Raw genomic sequence first — 19267 nt, 5'->3', positions numbered from 1 at the left:
TAAGATCTGCGCCCACTTTGACCGACGAGGTAGAGCATGCGTCGCCCCATGGTAGCTGGTAACTGGAAGATGCACGGTACCCGCGCCAGCGTCGCTGAGCTGAGCCTGAACCTGAAGAATCTGGTTCTTCCGAGCGGTATCGAAGTGGCGGTGTTTCCACCGGCGTTGTTCATCGGTCAGGTCATCGATGAATTGAGCGAGACGGAAATCATCGTCGGAGCACAGAATTCTGCAGTACAGCCCGAACAGGGTGCGTTGACCGGTGAAGTTGCGCCGAGTCAGTTGGCTGAAGTGGGTTGCAAGTTGGTGTTGATTGGGCACTCTGAGCGTCGTCAGATCATTGGCGAAACGAACGAAATCCTGATTCACAAGTTTGCAGCCGCTCAAGCAGGTGGATTAAAACCTGTGCTGTGTGTAGGGGAAACTCTCGCGGAGCGCGAGGCTGGCAAGACACTAGAAGTTGTAGGGCGGCAACTAGGTAGTATCATCGACGCCTTGGGTGTCGCGGTATTTGCCAATGCGGTCATCGCCTATGAGCCTGTATGGGCCATCGGCACGGGTTTGACGGCTTCGCCGCAGCAGGCTCAGGATGTGCACGCCGCCATCCGTGCTCAGTTGGCGTCGCTGGATGCCGAAGTTGCAGCGAATATGCAGCTTCTCTACGGCGGTAGCGTGAAGGCGGCCAATGCGGCCGAACTGTTCGGCATGCCGGATATTGATGGGGGGCTCATTGGTGGAGCATCCCTGAACGCAGACGAATTCGGTGCAATTTGTCGCGCCGCAGGAAACTGAACATATGCTGGAAACAGTCGTAGTTGTTTTTCATCTGTTGGCTGCGCTGGCGCTGGTGGCGCTGGTGCTGATGCAACAGGGTAAAGGTGCGGAAGCAGGTGCATCTTTCGGCGCAGGTGCTTCAAATACTGTGTTCGGAAGCCAAGGTTCTGCTACCTTCCTGAGTAAGTTTACTGCTATACTTGCCGCCACTTTCTTTTTGACTGCACTTGGGTTAGGATACTTCGCCAAGCAGCAGGCACACCAGCTGACTCAAGCCGGTTTGCCAGATCCAGCGGTGCTGGAAGTTAAAGAGCAAAAGCCGGCAGTAAATGATGATGTACCGGTGCTCCAGCAGCAGAAGAGTGAAGCCGCCCCAAAAGGTGACGTCCCTCCTCCAGCAGAAGAGCAGAAGTAACGGATTTCAAGTTGTAATATTGCCGAGGTGGTGGAATTGGTAGACACGCAACCTTGAGGTGGTTGTGCCCATAGGGTGTAGGGGTTCGAGTCCCCTTCTCGGTACCAATTGAAGCATGAGAGCCCGCTTTGAGCGGGCTTTCTTGCAGGTGGAGGTCGGATTGACCCAGCATAGGGTTCGGTCTTATACTTCCGCCCCAGCTTTGTCGCGGGGTGGAGCAGCTTGGTAGCTCGTCGGGCTCATAACCCGAAGGTCGTTGGTTCAAATCCAGCCCCCGCAACCAGTTTCAGCGGAGCCCCTTTTCAGGGGCTTTTTGCTAGCTGAACAGTTCTTCGCGTCGTTGTTCAACGGCGCTTTCAGGGATGGGCGCTTTGCCCATTTTTTATTTGCACAGCATGCACGAGGGGGTTCAGGTGTCGAGCAAGCTAGAACAGTTGCAGGCCTTGTTGGCCCCGGTTGTCGAGGGTCTGGGCTATCAGTGCTGGGGGATCGAATACGTTTCCCAAGGCAAGCATTCGGTACTGCGCATCTATATCGACAAGGACGGCGGAATTCTGGTGGACGACTGCGAAGCGGTCAGCCGTCAGGCCAGTGCCATCCTCGACGTGGAAGACCCGATCAGCAGTGAATACACCCTTGAGGTTTCCTCTCCAGGCATGGATCGCCCGCTGTTCACATTGGAACAGTTTGCTTTGCATGCCGGCGAACAAGTGAAGATCAAGCTGCGCACGCCTTTCGAAGGGCGTCGCAACTTCCAGGGCCTTCTCCGCGGTGTCGAGGATCAGGACGTGGTGGTCCAGGTGGATACCAATGAATTCCTGCTGCCGATCGACTCGATCGACAAGGCCAATATTATTCCCAGTTTTGACTGAGACGTGCCGGGGCCGGTGGACATTCCGGGCCTAATGGCTTGCGCAAGGCGAGGCGTACGATGAGCAAAGAAGTACTGCTGGTTGTTGAATCGGTATCCAACGAAAAGGGTGTACCGCCCGGCGTCATTTTCGAAGCGCTGGAAGTGGCTCTGGCCACTGCAACCAAGAAACGTTTTGAGGACGAAGTCGATCTGCGTGTGGAAATCAACCGCCACACCGGTAGCTACGAGACCTTCCGCCGTTGGACCGTGGTCGACGAAAACGACCTGGACGATCCGGCGATCGAGACTTGGCTGGACAAGATCAAGGACACGCATCCCGCAGCCAAGATCGGCGACGTGATCGAGGAAAAGATCGAGTCGATCGAGTTCGGTCGCATCGCCGCCCAGACCGCCAAGCAGGTGATCGTGCAGAAGGTCCGCGAGGCCGAGCGTGCTCAGGTGGTCGACGCTTACCGTGAGCGAGTCGGTGAGATCATTTCCGGCACCGTCAAGAAAGTCACCCGCGACAACGTCATCGTCGATCTGGGCAACAATGCCGAGGCGCTGCTGGCGCGTGAAGACATCATCGCGCGGGAAACCTTCCGTGTCGGCGTGCGCTTGCGTGCGCTGCTCAAGGAAATTCGTACCGAAAACCGCGGTCCGCAGCTGATCCTGTCGCGTACTGCGCCGCAGATGCTGATCGAATTGTTCCGCATCGAGGTGCCGGAAATTGCCGAGGGGTTGATCGAGGTGATGGCGGCGTCCCGTGATCCGGGTTCGCGTGCCAAGATTGCCGTGCGCTCCAAGGACAAGCGCATCGATCCGCAAGGTGCCTGCATCGGTATGCGCGGTTCGCGTGTGCAGGCTGTTTCCGGTGAATTGGGTGGCGAGCGCGTGGACATCGTCCTGTGGGACGAAAACCCGGCGCAATTCGTCATCAACGCCATGTCGCCAGCCGAGGTCGCTGCGATCATCGTCGATGAAGATGCCCATGCCATGGACATCGCCGTCGCCGAGGACAACCTGGCCCAGGCCATCGGTCGTGGCGGTCAGAACGTTCGCCTCGCCAGTCAGTTGACGGCCTGGACCCTGAACGTGATGACCGAGAAGGACATCCAGGCCAAGCAGCAAGCTGAAACGGGTGACATCCTGCGTAACTTCATCGAGGAACTGGAGGTCGACGAAGAGCTGGCACAGGTGCTGGTCGACGAAGGCTTTACCAGCCTCGAAGAAATTGCTTACGTACCGTTGGAAGAAATGCTCAACATCGATGGCTTCGACGAGGATATCGTCAACGAGCTGCGTGCTCGTGCCAAGGACCGTTTGTTGACCAAGGCCATCGCTACCGAAGAAAAACTGGCAGACGCCCATCCGGCCGAAGACCTGCTCTCCCTCGAGGGTATGGACAAGGATCTGGCGGCGGAACTGGCGGTGCGCGGCGTGGTTAACCGCGAAGACCTGGCCGAGCAGTCGATCGACGACCTGCTCGACATCGACGGCATCGACGAAGAGCGTGCCGGCAAGTTGATCATGGCCGCCCGAGCCCACTGGTTCGAGTAATTAGGCGCGGCCTGAGGAGAGAAGTGCATGACGCAAGTCACGGTGAAAGAACTGGCCCAAGAGGTCGAGGCACCGGTAGAGCGCCTGCTGCAGCAGATGCGTGAGGCAGGTCTGCCGCACACCGACGCCGGTCAGGTAGTGACCGACAATGAGAAGCAGACCCTGCTGACTCATTTGAAAAGCAGCCACAAGAGCAAGGCGGAAGAGCCGCGCAAGATTACCTTGCAGCGCAAAACCACCAGCACCCTGCGTGTCGCCGGTAGCAAGAGCATTAGCGTAGAAGTACGCAAGAAGAAAGTATTCGTGCAGCGCAGCCCGGAAGAAATCCAGGCCGAGCAGAAGCGCGAGGCCGATGAGCGCCGCGCCGCCGAGAATGCTGCACGCGAGAAGGTCGAGGCCGAGACGCGTCAGCGTAACGAGGAACAGGCGCGTCGCCAGACCTCCGAGGCACCGGCTGCTGCACCTGCTGCGCGCACCGAGCCGACACCTGTCGCTGCTCAGCCAGTGGTCGCGGACGCCCCGGTGGCCGATGACGCGGCTGCCCGCGCCGCCGAGCGCAAGAAGGACGAAAACCGCCGCAACGAAAGCCGTGGCCGTGACGACGATCGTCGTAGCGGTGCGGGTGAGCGTCGTGGCGAGGCCCCTCGCGTGTCCATCAAGGTCAAGGTCAAGGAGAAGGAAAAAGCCCCGACTCCACGTGCTGCCCCGCGCACCACGGACGAAGAGAGCGATGGCGCACGCCGTGGCCGTGGCGGCAAGGGCAAGCTGAAGAAGCGCAACCAGCATGGCTTCCAGAGCCCGACCGGTCCGGTCATCCGCGACGTCAGCATCGGCGAGACCATCACCGTCTCCGAGTTGGCACAGCAGATGTCGGTGAAAGCCGCTGAAGTGGTCAAGTTCATGTTCAAGCTGGGCACTCCGGTCACCATCAACCAGGTGCTCGACCGTGAAACCGCGCAGCTGGTCGCCGAAGAGCTGGGCCACAAGGTCACGCTGGTCAGCGACACTGCCCTGGAAGACTCCCTGGCCGAATCGCTGAAGTTCGAAGGTGAAGTCGAGTCCCGTGCGCCGGTCGTGACCGTCATGGGTCACGTCGACCACGGTAAGACCTCGCTGCTCGACTACATTCGTCGCGCCAAGGTCGCGGCGGGCGAGGCGGGTGGTATCACCCAGCACATTGGTGCCTACCACGTGGAAACCGACCGCGGTATGGTCACCTTCCTCGATACCCCGGGTCACGCTGCGTTCACCCAGATGCGTGCCCGCGGTGCCAAGGCTACCGACATCGTCATCCTGGTAGTGGCAGCGGACGACGGCGTGATGCCGCAGACCCGCGAAGCCGTACAGCACGCCAAGGCCGCCGGTGTTCCGCTGGTTGTCGCGGTGAACAAGATCGACAAGCCGGGTGCCGACCTCGACCGCATTCGTAACGAGCTGGCCGTCGAAGGCGTGACCTCCGAGGACTGGGGTGGTGACACGCCATTCGTCAAGGTTTCGGCGAAGATGGGTACCGGTGTCGACGAACTGCTCGAAGCCGTCCTGCTGCAGGCCGAGATTCTCGAGCTGACTGCCACCCCGACCGCACCTGGTCGTGGCGTCGTCGTCGAGTCGCGTCTGGACAAGGGGCGCGGTCCGGTGGCCACCATCCTGGTTCAGGACGGTACGCTGCGTCAGGGCGACATGGTCCTGGTCGGTTCCAACTATGGCCGCGTGCGTGCCATGCTCGACGAGAACGGCAAGCCTGTGAAGCAAGCCGGCCCATCGATCCCGGTCGAAATTCTCGGTCTGGACGGTACGCCGGAAGCCGGTGACGAACTGTCGGTGGTGGCTGACGAGAAGAAGGCGCGCGAAGTTGCCCTGTTCCGTCAAGGCAAGTACCGTGAGGTCAAGCTGGCCCGTGCTCACGCCGGCAAGCTGGAAAATATCTTCGAGACCATGGGTCAGGAAGAGAAGAAGACCCTCAACATCGTGCTCAAGACCGACGTACGCGGTTCGCTGGAAGCCCTCCAGGGCTCGCTGGGCGGACTGGGCAACGACGAGGTTCAGGTTCGCGTCATCGGTGGCGGCGTCGGTGGTATCACCGAAAGCGATGCCAACCTGGCGTTGGCTTCGAATGCAGTACTGTTCGGCTTCAACGTGCGTGCCGATGCGGGTGCTCGCAAGATCGTCGAGCAGGAAGGTCTGGATATGCGTTACTACAACGTGATCTACGACATCATCGAAGACGTCAAGAAAGCCCTGACCGGCATGCTGGGCAGTGATGTTCGCGAGAATATCCTGGGCGTTGCCGAGGTCCGTGACGTGTTCCGTTCGCCGAAGTTCGGCGCCATCGCTGGCTGTATGGTCATCGAAGGTACCGTGTACCGCAATCGTCCGATCCGCGTTCTGCGCGAGGACGTGGTGATCTTCGAAGGCGAACTGGAGTCCCTGCGTCGCTTCAAGGACGATGCCTCCGAAGTGCGTAATGGCATGGAGTGCGGTATCGGCGTGAAGAGCTACAACGACGTCAAGGTCGGCGACAAGATCGAAGTCTTCGAGAAAGTCCAGGTTGCTCGCACCCTGTAAGGTGCGGGTCTGGCCCAAGCCCCGCCGCTCTGCGGCAGGGCCGGCCTCTGCAGGCAGCGCCCGGTCAGGCATACCGTCTGACCGGGCGTTTGCCGCTTCAAGATACAGGTAGCAAGAATGGCAAAAGAATACAGCCGTACCCAACGTATTGGTGATCAGATGCAGCGCGAGCTGGCCGATCTGATCCGCCGTGAAGTCAAGGATCCACGTGTCGGCCTGGTGACCATCACCGCCGTCGACGTCAGCCGTGACCTCGGTCACGCCAAGGTCTACATCACCGTCATGGGCCAGGATGGCAGCGATGCCGTGGCTCAGACGCTCAAGGCCCTGAACAGTGCCGCCAGCTTCCTGCGGCTGCATCTGGGGCGAGCGATGCAACTGCGCAGCGTGCCGCAACTGCATTTCCATTTCGACGAAAGTGTCAGCCGAGGTGTTCACCTCTCTGCACTCATCGAGCGTGCGGTGGCCGAAGACCGCTTGCACCAGGATGTCGACGAGCCGGACACCAAGGAGTAAGCGGTGGCCCAGGTCAAACGCATCCGCCGCAACGTCAGCGGCATCATCCTGCTCGACAAGCCACTTGGCTTCACCTCCAATGCGGCCCTGCAGAAAGTGCGTTGGTTGCTCAACGCGGAAAAGGCCGGCCATACCGGTAGCCTCGATCCGCTGGCCACCGGCGTGCTGCCGCTGTGCTTCGGCGAGGCGACGAAGTTTTCCCAGTACCTGCTCGACTCCGACAAGGGTTACGAGACGGTCATGCAGATGGGGCAGACTACCAGCACCGGCGACGCTGAGGGCGAGGTCCTGCAGACACGCGAGGTGACCGTTGGTCGCACAGACATCGAGGCTGTGATACCGCGATTTCGCGGCGAGATCCGCCAGATTCCGCCGATGTATTCGGCGCTCAAGCGTGATGGTCAGCCGTTGTACAAGCTTGCCCGCGCCGGAGAGGTAGTGGAGCGCGAGGCGCGTTCTGTTACTATTGGCCGCTTGGAACTGCTCGAGTGTGAAGGCACGCGGGCGCGCTTGTCGGTCGGTTGCAGCAAAGGCACTTATATCCGCACGCTGGTGGAGGATATGGGTGAGGTGTTGGGCTGTGGGGCGTATGTCGCAGAACTGCGGCGAACCCAAGCCGGGCCGTTCATGCTGGCACAGACCGTGACGCTCGAAGAACTCGAGCAAGCCCATGCCGAAGGTGGCAACGAAGCGCTTGATCGCTTCCTGCTGCCCTCGGACAGCGGGTTGCAGGACTGGCCGCTGGTGCTGTTGTCCGAGCATAGCGCGTTCTATTGGCTGCACGGCCAGGCAGTACGTGCACCGGATGCGCCGCAGTTCGGCATGGTGCGCGTACAAGATCACAATGGTCGCTTCATCGGTATCGGTGAAGTGAGCGAAGACGGGCGTATTGCGCCGCGTCGACTGATTCGGTCGGAATGACCGATACCGCCAGGACGGACTTCGGTCAGGTCGGGCGGGAACGAGGGTGGCTGTCAGTAGGCACGGTCACACCTTCTTTTATCCATACAGGGATTTAACGCCCTGGCCTATTGGACCCCGCTTGCGGGATCCGTTTATCAGGAGAAGCCACATGGCCCTCAGCGTCGAAGAAAAAGCTCAAATCGTTGCCGATTACCAGCAAGCCGCCGGCGATACCGGTAGCCCGGAAGTGCAGGTTGCTCTGCTGACCGCCAACATCAACAAGCTGCAAGGCCACTTCAAGGCCAACGAAAAAGACCACCACTCCCGTCGTGGTCTGATCCGTATGGTCAACCAGCGTCGCAAGCTGCTGGATTACCTGAAGGGCAAAGACACCACCCGTTACAGCGCCCTGATCGGTCGCCTGGGCCTGCGTCGCTAATAGCGGCCCGGCCAGTGGTGTGCGTGGCGTGTCGCAAGCTTGGGAAGCGTTGCCTGGCAGCGCGAACCCTGGACACGCCAGGCGTATCTTCGAGGTTGGCAGCCTGATGCCGTCGTGCGGATTCATCCGCCCGACGCTCAGGCTCCCAGCCTCGTGTTGTATCTGGACGGTCGAAGGAGACGACACTCCCCGCCGCCCAAGCATTCGCAAGACCCCGTTTTCCAAGTTCCCCCAAGAGCCACTGAAAAGGTAGGAAACCGTGAACCCGGTAATCAAGACGTTCCAGTTCGGTCAGTCGACCGTCACTCTCGAAACGGGCCGCATCGCCCGTCAGGCCACCGGCGCCGTGCTGGTCACCGTCGACAACGATGTCACCGTGCTGGTGACCGTGGTCGGTGCCAAGCAGGCCGATCCAGGCAAGGGCTTCTTCCCGCTGTCCGTGCATTATCAGGAAAAGACCTACGCTGCCGGTAAGATCCCAGGCGGTTTCTTCAAGCGCGAAGGCCGTCCTTCCGAGAAGGAAACCCTGACCTCGCGTCTGATCGACCGTCCGATCCGTCCTCTGTTCCCCGAAGGGTTCATGAACGAAGTGCAGGTAGTCTGCACCGTGGTTTCCACCAGCAAGAAGACCGATCCGGACGTTGCGGCGATGATCGGTACCTCGGCTGCCCTGGCCATCTCCGGCATTCCGTTCGAAGGTCCGATCGGCGCTGCTCGCGTAGCCTTCCACGAAAGCACCGGTTACCTGCTGAACCCGACCTACGAGCAACTACAGGCTTCGAGCCTGGACATGGTCGTGGCCGGTACCGAAACTGCGGTGCTGATGGTCGAGTCCGAGGCCAAAGAGCTGACCGAAGACCAGATGTTGGGCGCTGTGCTGTTCGCCCACGACGAGTTCCAGACCGTGATCAAAGCGGTCAAGGAACTGGCCGCCGAAGCGGGCAAGCCGACGTGGGACTGGCAGCCGGTCGTTGCCAACACCGAGTTGCTCGACCGCGTGCGTGGCGAGTTCGGCGAGGCCATTTCGCAGGCCTACACCATCACTCAGAAAGCCGATCGCTACAATCGCCTGGGCCAACTGCGTGATGAGGCCATTGCCCGCCTGTCCAACGACGAAACCGGCCCGACTGCCGGTGCGATCAAGGAGATCTTCGGCGAGCTGGAATACCGCACCGTCCGCGAGAACATCGTCAACGGCAAGCCGCGCATCGACGGTCGTGACACCCGCACTGTGCGTCCGCTGAATATCGAAGTCGGTGTGCTGCCCAAGACTCACGGCTCGGCGCTGTTTACCCGTGGTGAAACCCAGGCCCTGGTCGTTGCGACCCTGGGTACTGCGCGCGACGCACAGCTGCTCGATACCCTCGAAGGCGAGAAGAAAGACGCCTTCATGCTGCACTACAACTTCCCGCCGTTCTCGGTCGGCGAGTGCGGTCGCATGGGCGGCGCTGGTCGTCGTGAAATCGGCCACGGCCGTCTGGCCCGTCGTGGCGTGCAGGCCATGCTGCCGAGCGACAGCGAGTTCCCGTACACCATCCGCGTGGTGTCGGAAATCACCGAATCCAACGGCTCCAGCTCCATGGCGTCGGTGTGCGGTGCATCGCTGGCACTGATGGACGCCGGTGTACCGATGAAAGCGCCAGTGGCCGGTATCGCCATGGGCCTGGTCAAGGAAGGCGACAAGTTCGCGGTCCTGACCGACATCCTCGGCGATGAAGACCACCTGGGCGATATGGACTTCAAGGTCGCCGGTACCGCCAAAGGTGTCACCGCGCTGCAGATGGACATCAAGATCAACGGTATCACCGAAGAGATCATGGAGATCGCCCTGGGCCAGGCCCTGGAAGCGCGCCTGAACATCCTCGGCCAGATGAACCAGATCATCGCTCAGTCGCGTACCGAGCTCTCGGCCAACGCGCCGACCATGATTGCGATGAAGATCGACACCGACAAGATCCGTGATGTCATCGGCAAGGGCGGCGCTACCATTCGCGCCATCTGCGAAGAAACCAAAGCGTCGATCGACATCGAAGACGACGGTTCGATCAAGATCTTCGGCGAGACCAAGGAAGCGGCCGAAGCGGCCAAGCAACGTGTTCTGGGCATTACCGCCGAGGCGGAGATCGGCAAGATCTACGTTGGCAAGGTCGAGCGTATCGTCGACTTCGGCGCCTTCGTCAACATCCTGCCGGGTAAAGACGGTCTGGTGCACATCTCCATGCTCAGCGATGCGCGTGTGGAGAAGGTCACCGACGTGCTCAAGGAAGGTCAGGAAGTCGAAGTGCTGGTACTGGACGTGGACAACCGCGGCCGGATCAAGCTGTCGATCAAGGATGTCGCTGCCGCCAAGGCATCGGGTGTCTGAGCCTGATTGGCACTGACTGAAAGAGGACCTCTACGGAGGTCCTTTTTTTACGCCTGTATAAAGCACGGCAGTACTTGCATCTTGCATGCAGTTTTTTTGCGGTACTTGCAAATTGCACGAGTCAGGCAAGGGTTGATTGTTTTTAAGCTATTGATATGTAAGGTTTTAATGGGTTTTTGAAATGTGGCACAGCCCCTGCAACTCCCTTTGCACCTGCTGCCAGGAATCACGGCGCAGATCTTTCGATAAACAGGAGTGAACCACATGAAGAAGTTTGCCATTGCTGCCGCTACTGCTACTGCTCTGACTCTGTCCATGGCTAACGGTGTATTCGCCGCAGAAGCTACTCAGGCTCCAGTAATGCTGGCTTCCAATCAGCCGGTAGCTGATGCCAAGCAAGAAACCTCCGACACCTGGATCACCACCAAGGTGAAGGCTGATCTGCTGACCGAGAAAGGCATTCCAGGCTCCGATATCAAAGTTGAAACCGCTAAGGGTGTAGTCTCTCTGTCCTCGAAGGATGGCGTGACCTTGACTTCGGCTCAGAAAGATACCGCTGTGATGATCGCCAAGAAAATCAAAGGCGTTAAGAGCGTTACCGCTGAAGCGCTGAAGACTCAGTAAGTCTCTGTGCTAGGCCCGATGGAACGGGCCAGTAGAACGAAAGCCCCGGCCATTGGCCGGGGCTTTTTGCTGAGCGAGCACAAAGCTTGGGGCTCTGCTCAGGATTCACTCCGCATCCAGATGCATCGGTGTGATCACACGTCCGTCAGCTTCGGCTTTACCGAGTGTGGTATCGATGAAATACACCCGATCATCTTCGAGCTTACCGTGATCCACCAAGTAGTCTTTGATGCTGCTAGCGCGTTCCTGGGCCAGGCTGCGCAACAGTGCGGCGCTTTCTGCCCAAGACGTGATAACCGCCTCGCGCAGCTTGGTCGTGCGCTCGTCGCGACTCAGCTTCTCCCACTCGGCCGGCGGTTGCTGTTTGAGGCGAGTGCGATAGATGCCCTCGAGCATTGCCGGTTTGTCGCTGTCGTCGACCACCAGCATCGAGGCGTTGGCTGGAACCTTGTCGCCGCGGCGCTGGAGGATCTTGTACCAGGTACTCTGGTATTCGCGCTCCAGGCGTTGCTGGGCAATCAACGGGCCATCGCTGGTCTGCGCGCTGGTGCCTTCGATTTCCAAGCGTAGCTCGGGCCTCTGCTTCAATGCAGCGGCCAGCTTGTCCAGATCGCCCTTGGCAGGGGTACTCAGATCACTGGAGCCAGGCGCGAAGGCTACCGTGCCCAAGTCCTGCGAGCCGCCGCCAGCGATCAGTCCACCGATGAACTTGAATGGCGCCTGCGCTGCGCGAAGCACCAGATTGCGCATCGTTTGCCAGACGATCGGCATGACACTGAACTGTGGGTTGTTCAGGTCGCCGGAGACGGGCAGCTCGATCGAGATGCGGCCGTGGGTGTCCTTGAGCAATGCCACCGCCAGGCGAATCGGCAGGTCCACGGCATCAGGGCTGTCGACGCGCTCGCCCAGTTGCAACTGTTCGACCACCACCTTGTTCTCGGCCTTGAGTTGGCCCTTGGTGATCACGTAGTGCAGGTCGAGGTCCAGGCGCCCTTTGCGGATACGGTAGCCGGCGAATTTGCCCGAATACGGCGTCAGCGTGGTGAGTTCGACGCGCCGGAAGCGCGTGGCGATGTCTAGACTGGCCATCGGATCGAACGGATTCAACGCGCCTTTGATGGTGACTGGCGCATAGCGGTCGACCTTGCCTTGGACATCGACTTTGGCTGGCTGCGACTGGCGATTGTCGATGGTGCCGATCTGGCCGTTGAGCTGCTGAACGGCCGTGGCGAAATTGGGTGTCAAGGTCAGGTCGGCGAAGTTGGCCGAACCGTCGTTGATGTCGATCTGGCCAATGTGGATGCCCAGCGGTTTTTCAGTGCTGGCGGTAGCCGGTTTGCGCTCGCCGCTGGACGAGCTTGCGCTGGTTTGCGGGATCAGCAGGTCGTCGATGCTGGTGGTGCGGTCTTCGTTGATGATGAAGCGCGCGTAGGGTTGCTGCAGGGTGACTTTGTCGATCGACAGTGCATTGCCATGCACGTAGGACAAGCCATCGACGTTGACCTGCTGCCACTTGACGAAGTCTCGGCCCTTGATGGTGTCGAGGGTGTGTAACTGATTGACCTGCGCCTTGCCGGTGACGCTGAAGGCCAGTGGCTGGGTACCCTTGAGGTCGACGTCGAGATCGCTGGCGAGCATGCCGCTGCGCAGTTCCAGGCGAATGAAGGGACTGATGTAGGCCTGGGCCACGCGCAGGTCGATGTCGCGGGTACTGACATTCAGCTTGGCCGTGACTGGCGCGAGGTTGACTTGACCTGCGGCCTGCAGCTTGCCCTGACGGCCGATACCGGTGTCCAGTTTCAAGGTGAAAGGCGACTTGTTCAGGCTGTCGAAGCCTTTGAGGTCGAGATTCAGCGGGCCTACATCGAGCTCTACGGGGGCCTGTTGGCTGCGATCTGCCAGATGGATCAAGTAATCGCGTGCCTGCACGTCCTTGAGCAGTACCTGCCAGGGCTTGCTTGGCGCCGCTGCGGCCTGTTCGGGGGCAACGGGCTCGGCGGTAGCTGGCTCGGCCTTTTGCTTGGGTGTGACCTTGGCCGGCTGGCTGGCGAACAGCTTCTGCCAGTCGAGCTGACCATCGCGCTCAAGTGCGGCCCAGGTTTCGAGCTTTTCGCTGCGGACCTTGCCAACGCTGACCCGTTGCTTGGCGAGATCGACCGAGGTGTCGCTGATTTCCAGCTTCGCCAGACGGGCCAGTTTACGGCCATCCGGCGCCTTAATGGCGAACGGTGCGATGCGCAGCGAGGCGTTGTCTAGCAACAGTTCGGTCTGTTTGGACAGGTTGAGCTTGTAATGCGTGTCGAGGCTGAGCTTGCCGTCCTCGAGCACCAGCGGCACGGCGTCGCGCACATAAGGCCAGAACAGCTTCATTTTGCCGTCGGTGATTTTCAGGGTGCCTTCGGAGGCGATCGGGGACAGGCTGAGGTTGCCACTCCAGTCAATCCGACCGCCATTGGGGCCGTTGGCTACCAGTGTCATATCCGCGCTGTCGTCGGGCAGGGTGCTGAGGTTCTTAAGCTCCAGGTTCATCGAGTCGTAGAGAAACTCGATGGGCTCGCTCGGGCGCAGATCCTGGAAGTGCAGGTAGCCTTCGTTGAGCTTGATGCGGGCGATGCGCAGTGGGAAGGGGTCGCTTGGCGTTTCGTCCGCCTTGGGCTCGCTTGGCGGCAGCTTGAACAGGTGTGAGAGGTTGAGGCTGCCATCCTTGGCGAACAGCAGTTCGGTGCGCGGCTTGTCCAGCTCGATGGCGTCCAGATGCAGGGCTCGGGTCCACAGACTGTCGAGTGAGAGATTGGCATAGAGGCGCTCGAACCCGACCTGCTCCTTCCCTGGCTCGCCCACCTGCAGGCCCCACAAGGTCAATTCGAGGGTGAAAGGATTGAACTCGATGCGCTGCAGGTGTGCCGGCACGGTGGCGTAGTGGGCCAACTGCTGGTTGGCGATGCGCAGAGCGACGCCGGGGAGGATGAAGAAACCCATGAGGCTGTAGAGGGCCACGATGGCTAGCAGGGCGCCGATGGCGCGGATCAATCCTTTGGGCATGTGCGGCGTCGTCTGTCGCGAACGGAGGTGCCTTGGAGTATGGCACGGCTGATCGGTTCCGAAACATCGGACAAACCCTAGATCAGGTCCATCCGCCTGCGGGCACGCTGAGCCGAGCCATTGCGCATCGCCCAGCGCAGTATCGGCGCGATCTGCTTCACCCCGAGACGTACTAACTGGCGCTTGAGCGAACTCTGACGTTGCCCGAGGAGATCGTTGGCCCATAAGGGCAGCAGGTCGATGCCTGCCTGCAGCATGAGTGTGCCAACCGGCTGCGCAACTCGGCTGGGCGCCGGCGCAGCGAGCAGGATTTGCACGACTTCCAGGCTACGGTCATCACAGCACAATTGCGGGCGCATGCTTTGCAGATAGTCTTGCACTTGCCTGCAGGAGCGCGGCACATCGCGCGCACCTAGTCGCTCGGCGACGAGGGCGATTTCCGCGTAGTAGGCGTCCTGGTCGCCAGCGGACATCTGCGGGTTGCGGTAGCGCAGATGTGCGGCGAGGAAGCTGCTCACCTCGGCGACGTGCACCCAGGTGAGCAGGTTTGGGTCGCTGGCTGCGTAGGGGCGTCCATCGGGCGCAATGCCGACGACCTGAAGGTGAATCTTGCGGACCTTTTCGATCAGCCACTGCGCATCCTGGGTCGAGCCGAAGGTCGTGCCGGAGATGAATTGGCTGGTCCGACGCAGGCGTCCGAGCAAATCTTCACGAAAGTTGGAATGGTCCCACACCCCGGCCAGCGCCAGGGGGTGGAGCAGTTGCAGCATCAGCGCACTGATGCCGCCGATCAGCATGCTGGGGAAGTCGCCATGGACCCGCCAGCTCACGCTGTGTGGACCAAACAGGCCCGGATCGCCCTTGGGCGACTCCAGGTCGAGTTGACCGAGCGCAAGCCCGGTCATGCTCATCAGCTGAGTTTCGATACGGCGACGCAGTGCTTCCACGGGCGTGTGGATCAACCGCGGTGACGTCCGCGGAAGTAGTTGATCAGACCTTGGGTCGAGCCGTCCTCTGCGCTTTCCTCAAGGCTGCCCACCAGACGCTGGTACACGCCTTTGCCTAGCTCTTTGCCCAGTTCGACGCCCCACTGGTCGAAGGCGTTGATGCCCCAGATCACGCTCTGCACGAACACCTTGTGCTCGTACATCGCCACCAGCGCGCCCAGGCGCCGCGGGCTGATGCGCTCGACCACCAACGTATTGCTCGGACGGTTGCCCGGAATGACCTTGTGTGGCGCAAGCGTTTCCACGTCCGCTTCGTTGAGGCCCTTGGCGCGCAACTCGGTTTCTGCTTCCTCGCGCGTTTTGCCGAGCATCAGGGCCTGGCTCTGCGACAGGCAGTTGGCGTAGAGCCACTGGTGGTGGTCGGCCACTGGGTTGAAGCTGACCACCGGCACGATGAAGTCGGCCGGGATCATCTGGGTGCCTTGGTGGAGCAACTGGTGATAGGCGTGCTGACCATTGCAGCCCACGCCGCCCCAGATCACTGGGCCGGTCTCGGTCTTCACCGGCGAGCCATCGGTCATCACGCTTTTGCCATTGGACTCCATGTCCAGCTGTTGCAGGTGCTTGGTGATGTTACGCAGGTAGTGATCGTAGGGCAGGATGGCGTGACTACTGGCGTTCCAGAAATTGCCGTACCACACGCCCAACAGGGCGAGCAGCACTGGCATGTTCTTCTCGAACGGTGCCGTCTGGAAATGCTGGTCCATGGTATAGGCCCCAGACAGCAGTTCCTTGAAGTTGGCGGTGCCGATGGCCAGGGCAATCGGCAAACCGATGGCCGACCACAGCGAATAGCGCCCGCCGACCCAGTCCCACATCGGGAAGATGTTCTCTTCACGGATACCAAACGCCACGGCGGCGGTCTTGTTGCTGGAGACCGCGATGAAGTGACGGTAGAGCTCGGCTTCCGAGCCGCCCTGGGCCAGGTACCAGGTGCGAGCAGCCTGGGCATTCTTCAGCGTTTCGAGGGTGTTGAACGATTTCGACGAAACGATGAACAAGGTGGTCTCGGCACGCAGCTTGGCCGACAGTTCATGGAATTCGCTGCCGTCGATATTGGCCAGGTAATGGCAGCGCACGCCGCGCTGGGCGTACGGCAGCAGCGCCTCGGAGACCAACTCCGGGCCCAGGAAGGAGCCGCCGATACCGATGTTCACCACGTCGGTGATCGGCTTCTCGCTGTAGCCGCGCCACAGCCCGTCATGGATGCGTCCTACCAGTTCGGTGATCTGGTTGAGCACCTTGTGCACTTCCGGCATCACGTTGACGCCGCCGACATTGAGCTTGTCGCCGACCGGGCGGCGCAGGGCGGTGTGCAGCACAGGACGGCCTTCGGAGCCGTTGATGATCTCACCGCTGAACATGGCCTTGATTGCCTCTTCAAGGCCCACTTCCCGCGCCAGGTCGACCAGCAGGTCGCGGGTCTGCTCGGTAATCAGGTTCTTCGAATAGTCCAGGAACAGGCCGCAGCTGCTGAGCGAGAACTGCTCGAAGCGCTTGGGGTCGGCGGCGAAGGCTTCTCGCATGCTGAACCCCTGCATGGCGTCGCGGTGCTGTTTGAGCGCTTGCCAGGCGGGCAGGGCCGTCACGTCGTGGGGAGTGCGGTAATACGCCATTGCGGGTGGTTTCCTTCGGGCATGGTCTGGCTTGGACACTGGCAGTCATTGCCAGTTGCAAGAAAAGGCCATTATAGGCATTGGTCCGATGGCGGGAATGGGAGCGGTGCTGCGGGGGATGAAATTTTTGCGAGAAATGCGGCAAGGTGCTGCGAGCAGGCTCTGCGCGTTTGTCTGCGCAGAGCCTGCAAGGTCTTATGCAGCAGGCTCTTCAAGGTGCAGGTAGAGGTTGTCGATCAACCGCGTAGTGCCCAGATAAGCCGCCGCGAGAATGACCAGGTCTCGGTCGTCGATCACGGCTGGCTTGAGCGTCAGCGCATGGCGGATTTCCAGATAGTCCGGACGCAGTCCGGCAGTGACCAGGTGCGCCTGACCTTCGGCGAGCAGCGTCGAGAAATCGCGCCGACCGCGACCCAGTCCTTCGGCCAGCGCTCGCAGGACCTGATACAGCACCGGCGCCGTAGCGCGCTGGTCCGGACTCAAGTAGCCGTTGCGCGAGGACAGCGCCAAGCCGTCCTCGGCACGCACGGTCGGCTCGCCGATGATCTGGATCGGCATGTTCAGGTCGCGCACCATGGCGCGAATGACTGCCAGTTGCTGATAGTCCTTCTCACCGAACACGGCTAGATCCGGCTGAACCATGTTGAACAGTTTGCTCACCACGGTCGCTACACCTTCGAAGTGGCCCGGGCGGCTGGCGCCGCACAGTCCCTCTGACAGATGCGGCACGCTGACTCGGGTCTGCACGCCCATGCCATCGGGATACATCTCCTCGACCGCTGGCGCGAACAGCAGGTTGCAGCCTGCCTGCAGCAGCGTTGCCTGATCGGCGACCAGGGTGCGCGGGTACTTGTCCAGATCCTCGCCGGCGCCGAACTGCAGCGGGTTGACGAAGATGCTGGCAACCACGAAGTCGGCGCGCTGGGCCGCCTTGACGACCAGAGCGGCATGGCCGCTGTGCAGGTTGCCCATGGTCGGGACGAAGGCGATACGCTTGCCTTCGCCGCGAGCGCGCGCTACTGCAGCGCGTAGTTCACGGACGGTCTTGACGGTATTCATGCGCTGAACCCATGTTCAGGTGCCGGGAAGGAGATGTCCTTGACCGCCTTGACGTAGGCCCCCAGGGCGCTGTCGATGCTGGGCTGACCCGCCATGAAGTTCTTCACGAACTTCGGCACGCGACCGCTGAGGGACAGGCCGAGCATGTCATGCAGGACCAGCACCTGGCCATCGGTCCCGCTGCCGGCACCGATGCCGATCACTGGAATGCTCACAGCCTGGGCGATGTCCGTAGCCAGCGCGCTGGGTACGCATTCGAGCAATAGCATGGCCGCGCCTGCCTGTTGCAGGGCGAGGGCATCGGCGCGCATCTGCTGCGCCTGGGCCTCTTCGCGGCCTTGGACCTTGTAGCCGCCCAGTACATTGACTGTCTGCGGTGTCAGGCCCATGTGCGCACAGACCGGAACGCCACGGTCGGCCAGCAGGCGGATAGTGTCGCCCAGCCAGGCGGCGCCCTCGACCTTGATCATGTGCGCCCCCGCACGCATCAGCGTGGCGCAGTTGCTGAACGATTGTTCGAGGGTGGCGTGGGCCATGAACGGCAGATCGGCGAGGATCAGCGCACCCTGGTTGCCGCGTTTGACACAGGCGGTGTGGTAGGCCATCTCGGCGGTGGTGACTGGCAGTGTGCTGTCATGGCCTTGCAGGACCATGCCCAGCGAGTCGCCGACCAGCAGTACTTCGACGCCGGCCTGGCTTGCGGCCTTGGCGAAGGTAGCGTCGTAACAGGTCAGCATGGTGATTTTCTCACCCTTGGCCTTCAGGCCATGCAGGGTGGTGAGGGTGACTTCAGGCATGTAGCGAGATCCTCGTTCAGGCGCTGTGAAAAACGACTGCGTACAACGCGTGTATTCATCTTCCGGAGCGGCACATCATCGTGCGTGATGTTCGGGTCACAGGGCTGTCCGGGCCTAAATGGGTAGAGAGCGGCTGACGGGCGCCGCGGGACGCCTATAGTCGTGAGCGAGGTGGGGGAAGTCAATGACCCTGTTACCGCATTGTTACGCCCGGAGTGTTACTGCCGTTACCGATGGCAGAAGTGCCCGGATTACAGGCGCTCCAGCCCCACGAAGGGGCAGGCCTGAAGCAGTTGCGCGAGGCGACGACCGTCGGCCAGGGTGAAGTCGGCGGGTACCAGTTCGGCCAGAGGGTAGAGCACGAACGGGCGGGCGTGCATATGGTAATGAGGCACTTTTAGCCGGGGGATATCGATGACGTCGTCGCCGAACAGGAGTATGTCCAGGTCGAGCGTGCGCGGTCCCCAGCGCTCCTTGCGCACTCGGCCTTGGTCGTTCTCTATACCTTGCAAGGCGTCGAGCAGCGCTAGCGGCGCCAGGCGGGTGTCGAGTGCCGCGACGGCATTGGTGTAGCGGGGCTGGCCGGGCAGCAAGGATTCACTGCCATACAGGCCCGAGGCGGCGACCAGGCGTGTCGCGGGGATGCGGTCCACAGCCTGGAGCGCACTGCGCAATTGCTCGTCGGGGGCGTCCAGGTTGCTGCCCAGGCCGATGTAGGCGCGAACGGTCATG

At 61.0% G+C, this 19267-nt stretch carries 16 protein-coding genes and 2 tRNA genes; 12 read left to right on the top strand and 6 right to left on the bottom strand.

The features are described from left to right. Nucleotides 1-36: 36 nt before the first annotated feature. The 12 genes from tpiA (at nt 37) to ACK2SD_RS20910 (ending at nt 11014) form a co-directional block, all read left to right on the top strand. A complete protein-coding gene (tpiA, locus tag ACK2SD_RS20965) occupies nt 37-792 on the top strand; it encodes a triose-phosphate isomerase (RefSeq protein ID WP_412460744.1) in 756 nt (251 codons plus the stop codon). A 4-nt stretch (nt 793-796) separates the two neighbouring features. Continuing rightward, complete coding sequence (gene secG / locus ACK2SD_RS20960; protein ID WP_029613926.1) at nt 797-1189, top strand: preprotein translocase subunit SecG; 393 nt, start codon at nt 797-799, stop codon at nt 1187-1189. Between the two features lie 21 nt (nt 1190-1210). Further along, nucleotides 1211-1296 (top strand) — tRNA-Leu (locus ACK2SD_RS20955). A 99-nt stretch (nt 1297-1395) separates the two neighbouring features. After that, nucleotides 1396-1472, top strand: a tRNA-Met gene (locus ACK2SD_RS20950). Between the two features lie 130 nt (nt 1473-1602). Then, complete coding sequence (gene rimP, locus ACK2SD_RS20945; protein WP_029613927.1) at nt 1603-2061, top strand: ribosome maturation factor RimP; 459 nt, start codon at nt 1603-1605, stop codon at nt 2059-2061. Nucleotides 2062-2120: 59 nt separating this feature from the next. Then, complete coding sequence (nusA, locus tag ACK2SD_RS20940; RefSeq protein WP_412460743.1) at nt 2121-3602, top strand: transcription termination factor NusA; 1482 nt, start codon at nt 2121-2123, stop codon at nt 3600-3602. Between the two features lie 27 nt (nt 3603-3629). Then, complete coding sequence (gene infB / locus ACK2SD_RS20935; RefSeq protein WP_412460742.1) at nt 3630-6167, top strand: translation initiation factor IF-2; 2538 nt, start codon at nt 3630-3632, stop codon at nt 6165-6167. A gap of 117 nt (nt 6168-6284) precedes the next feature. Continuing rightward, nucleotides 6285-6683: a 30S ribosome-binding factor RbfA gene (rbfA, locus tag ACK2SD_RS20930; RefSeq protein ID WP_029613929.1), complete on the top strand. Its 399-nt coding sequence runs from the start codon at nt 6285-6287 to the stop codon at nt 6681-6683. Nucleotides 6684-6686: 3 nt separating this feature from the next. Further along, nucleotides 6687-7604, top strand: a complete 918-nt coding sequence (truB, locus tag ACK2SD_RS20925) for a tRNA pseudouridine(55) synthase TruB (RefSeq protein ID WP_342649728.1) — start codon at nt 6687-6689, stop codon at nt 7602-7604. Between the two features lie 151 nt (nt 7605-7755). After that, nucleotides 7756-8025, top strand: coding sequence for a 30S ribosomal protein S15 (rpsO, locus tag ACK2SD_RS20920; RefSeq protein WP_029613930.1), 270 nt, complete (start codon nt 7756-7758; stop codon nt 8023-8025). 259 nt (nt 8026-8284) lie between these two features. Then, nucleotides 8285-10390 carry a polyribonucleotide nucleotidyltransferase gene (gene pnp, locus ACK2SD_RS20915; protein WP_342649727.1) on the top strand — a complete coding sequence of 702 codons (2106 nt, stop codon included), beginning with the start codon at nt 8285-8287 and terminating at the stop codon, nt 10388-10390. 264 nt (nt 10391-10654) lie between these two features. Then, on the top strand, nt 10655-11014 hold the full coding sequence (locus ACK2SD_RS20910; RefSeq protein WP_412460741.1) for a BON domain-containing protein: 360 nt from the start codon (nt 10655-10657) through the stop codon (nt 11012-11014). Nucleotides 11015-11119: 105 nt separating this feature from the next. Here ACK2SD_RS20910 and ACK2SD_RS20905 read toward each other — a convergent pair whose 3' ends face one another. The 6 genes from ACK2SD_RS20905 to folK form a co-directional block, all read right to left on the bottom strand. Continuing rightward, complete coding sequence (locus tag ACK2SD_RS20905; RefSeq protein ID WP_412460740.1) at nt 11120-14056, bottom strand: DUF748 domain-containing protein; 2937 nt, start codon at nt 14054-14056, stop codon at nt 11120-11122. Nucleotides 14057-14133: 77 nt separating this feature from the next. Next, the gene (locus ACK2SD_RS20900) at nt 14134-15003 is read right to left on the bottom strand and encodes an oxygenase MpaB family protein (protein ID WP_412460739.1); all 870 of its coding nucleotides are present in this window, start codon (nt 15001-15003) and stop codon (nt 14134-14136) included. Nucleotides 15004-15014: 11 nt separating this feature from the next. Then, complete coding sequence (pgi, locus tag ACK2SD_RS20895; protein ID WP_412460738.1) at nt 15015-16679, bottom strand: glucose-6-phosphate isomerase; 1665 nt, start codon at nt 16677-16679, stop codon at nt 15015-15017. Between the two features lie 195 nt (nt 16680-16874). Continuing rightward, nucleotides 16875-17738: a pantoate--beta-alanine ligase gene (gene panC / locus ACK2SD_RS20890; RefSeq protein WP_412460737.1), complete on the bottom strand. Its 864-nt coding sequence runs from the start codon at nt 17736-17738 to the stop codon at nt 16875-16877. After that, a complete protein-coding gene (panB, locus tag ACK2SD_RS20885; protein WP_412460736.1) occupies nt 17735-18535 on the bottom strand; it encodes a 3-methyl-2-oxobutanoate hydroxymethyltransferase in 801 nt (266 codons plus the stop codon). The genes panC and panB overlap by 4 nt, the downstream gene beginning before the upstream one ends. Before the next feature lie 251 nt (nt 18536-18786). Beyond that, complete coding sequence (gene folK / locus ACK2SD_RS20880; protein WP_029613937.1) at nt 18787-19266, bottom strand: 2-amino-4-hydroxy-6-hydroxymethyldihydropteridine diphosphokinase; 480 nt, start codon at nt 19264-19266, stop codon at nt 18787-18789. Nucleotide 19267: the final 1 nt, after the last annotated feature.

The organism is Pseudomonas sp. SC11, assembly GCF_047039205.1.
Lineage (GTDB): Bacteria > Pseudomonadota > Gammaproteobacteria > Pseudomonadales > Pseudomonadaceae > Aquipseudomonas > Aquipseudomonas boreofloridensis.
Note: the sequence above shows the minus strand (reverse complement) of the source record. Positions and strands in the feature narration are given on the sequence as shown.

Bases quoted from the DNA above. Each gene is read 5' to 3' on its own strand.
- panC (WP_412460737.1), bottom strand. From the start codon at position 17,738: ATGAATACCGTCAAGACCGTCCGTGAACTACGCGCTGCAGTAGCGCGC.
- ACK2SD_RS20910 (WP_412460741.1), top strand. From the start codon at position 10,655: ATGAAGAAGTTTGCCATTGCTGCCGCTACTGCTACTGCTCTGACTCTG.
- rpsO (WP_029613930.1), top strand. From the start codon at position 7,756: ATGGCCCTCAGCGTCGAAGAAAAAGCTCAAATCGTTGCCGATTACCAG.
- panB (WP_412460736.1), bottom strand. From the start codon at position 18,535: ATGCCTGAAGTCACCCTCACCACCCTGCATGGCCTGAAGGCCAAGGGT.
- nusA (WP_412460743.1), top strand. From the start codon at position 2,121: ATGAGCAAAGAAGTACTGCTGGTTGTTGAATCGGTATCCAACGAAAAG.
- ACK2SD_RS20905 (WP_412460740.1), bottom strand. From the start codon at position 14,056: ATGCCCAAAGGATTGATCCGCGCCATCGGCGCCCTGCTAGCCATCGTG.
- secG (WP_029613926.1), top strand. From the start codon at position 797: ATGCTGGAAACAGTCGTAGTTGTTTTTCATCTGTTGGCTGCGCTGGCG.
- infB (WP_412460742.1), top strand. From the start codon at position 3,630: ATGACGCAAGTCACGGTGAAAGAACTGGCCCAAGAGGTCGAGGCACCG.
- folK (WP_029613937.1), bottom strand. From the start codon at position 19,266: ATGACCGTTCGCGCCTACATCGGCCTGGGCAGCAACCTGGACGCCCCC.
- tpiA (WP_412460744.1), top strand. From the start codon at position 37: ATGCGTCGCCCCATGGTAGCTGGTAACTGGAAGATGCACGGTACCCGC.
- rbfA (WP_029613929.1), top strand. From the start codon at position 6,285: ATGGCAAAAGAATACAGCCGTACCCAACGTATTGGTGATCAGATGCAG.
- pgi (WP_412460738.1), bottom strand. From the start codon at position 16,679: ATGGCGTATTACCGCACTCCCCACGACGTGACGGCCCTGCCCGCCTGG.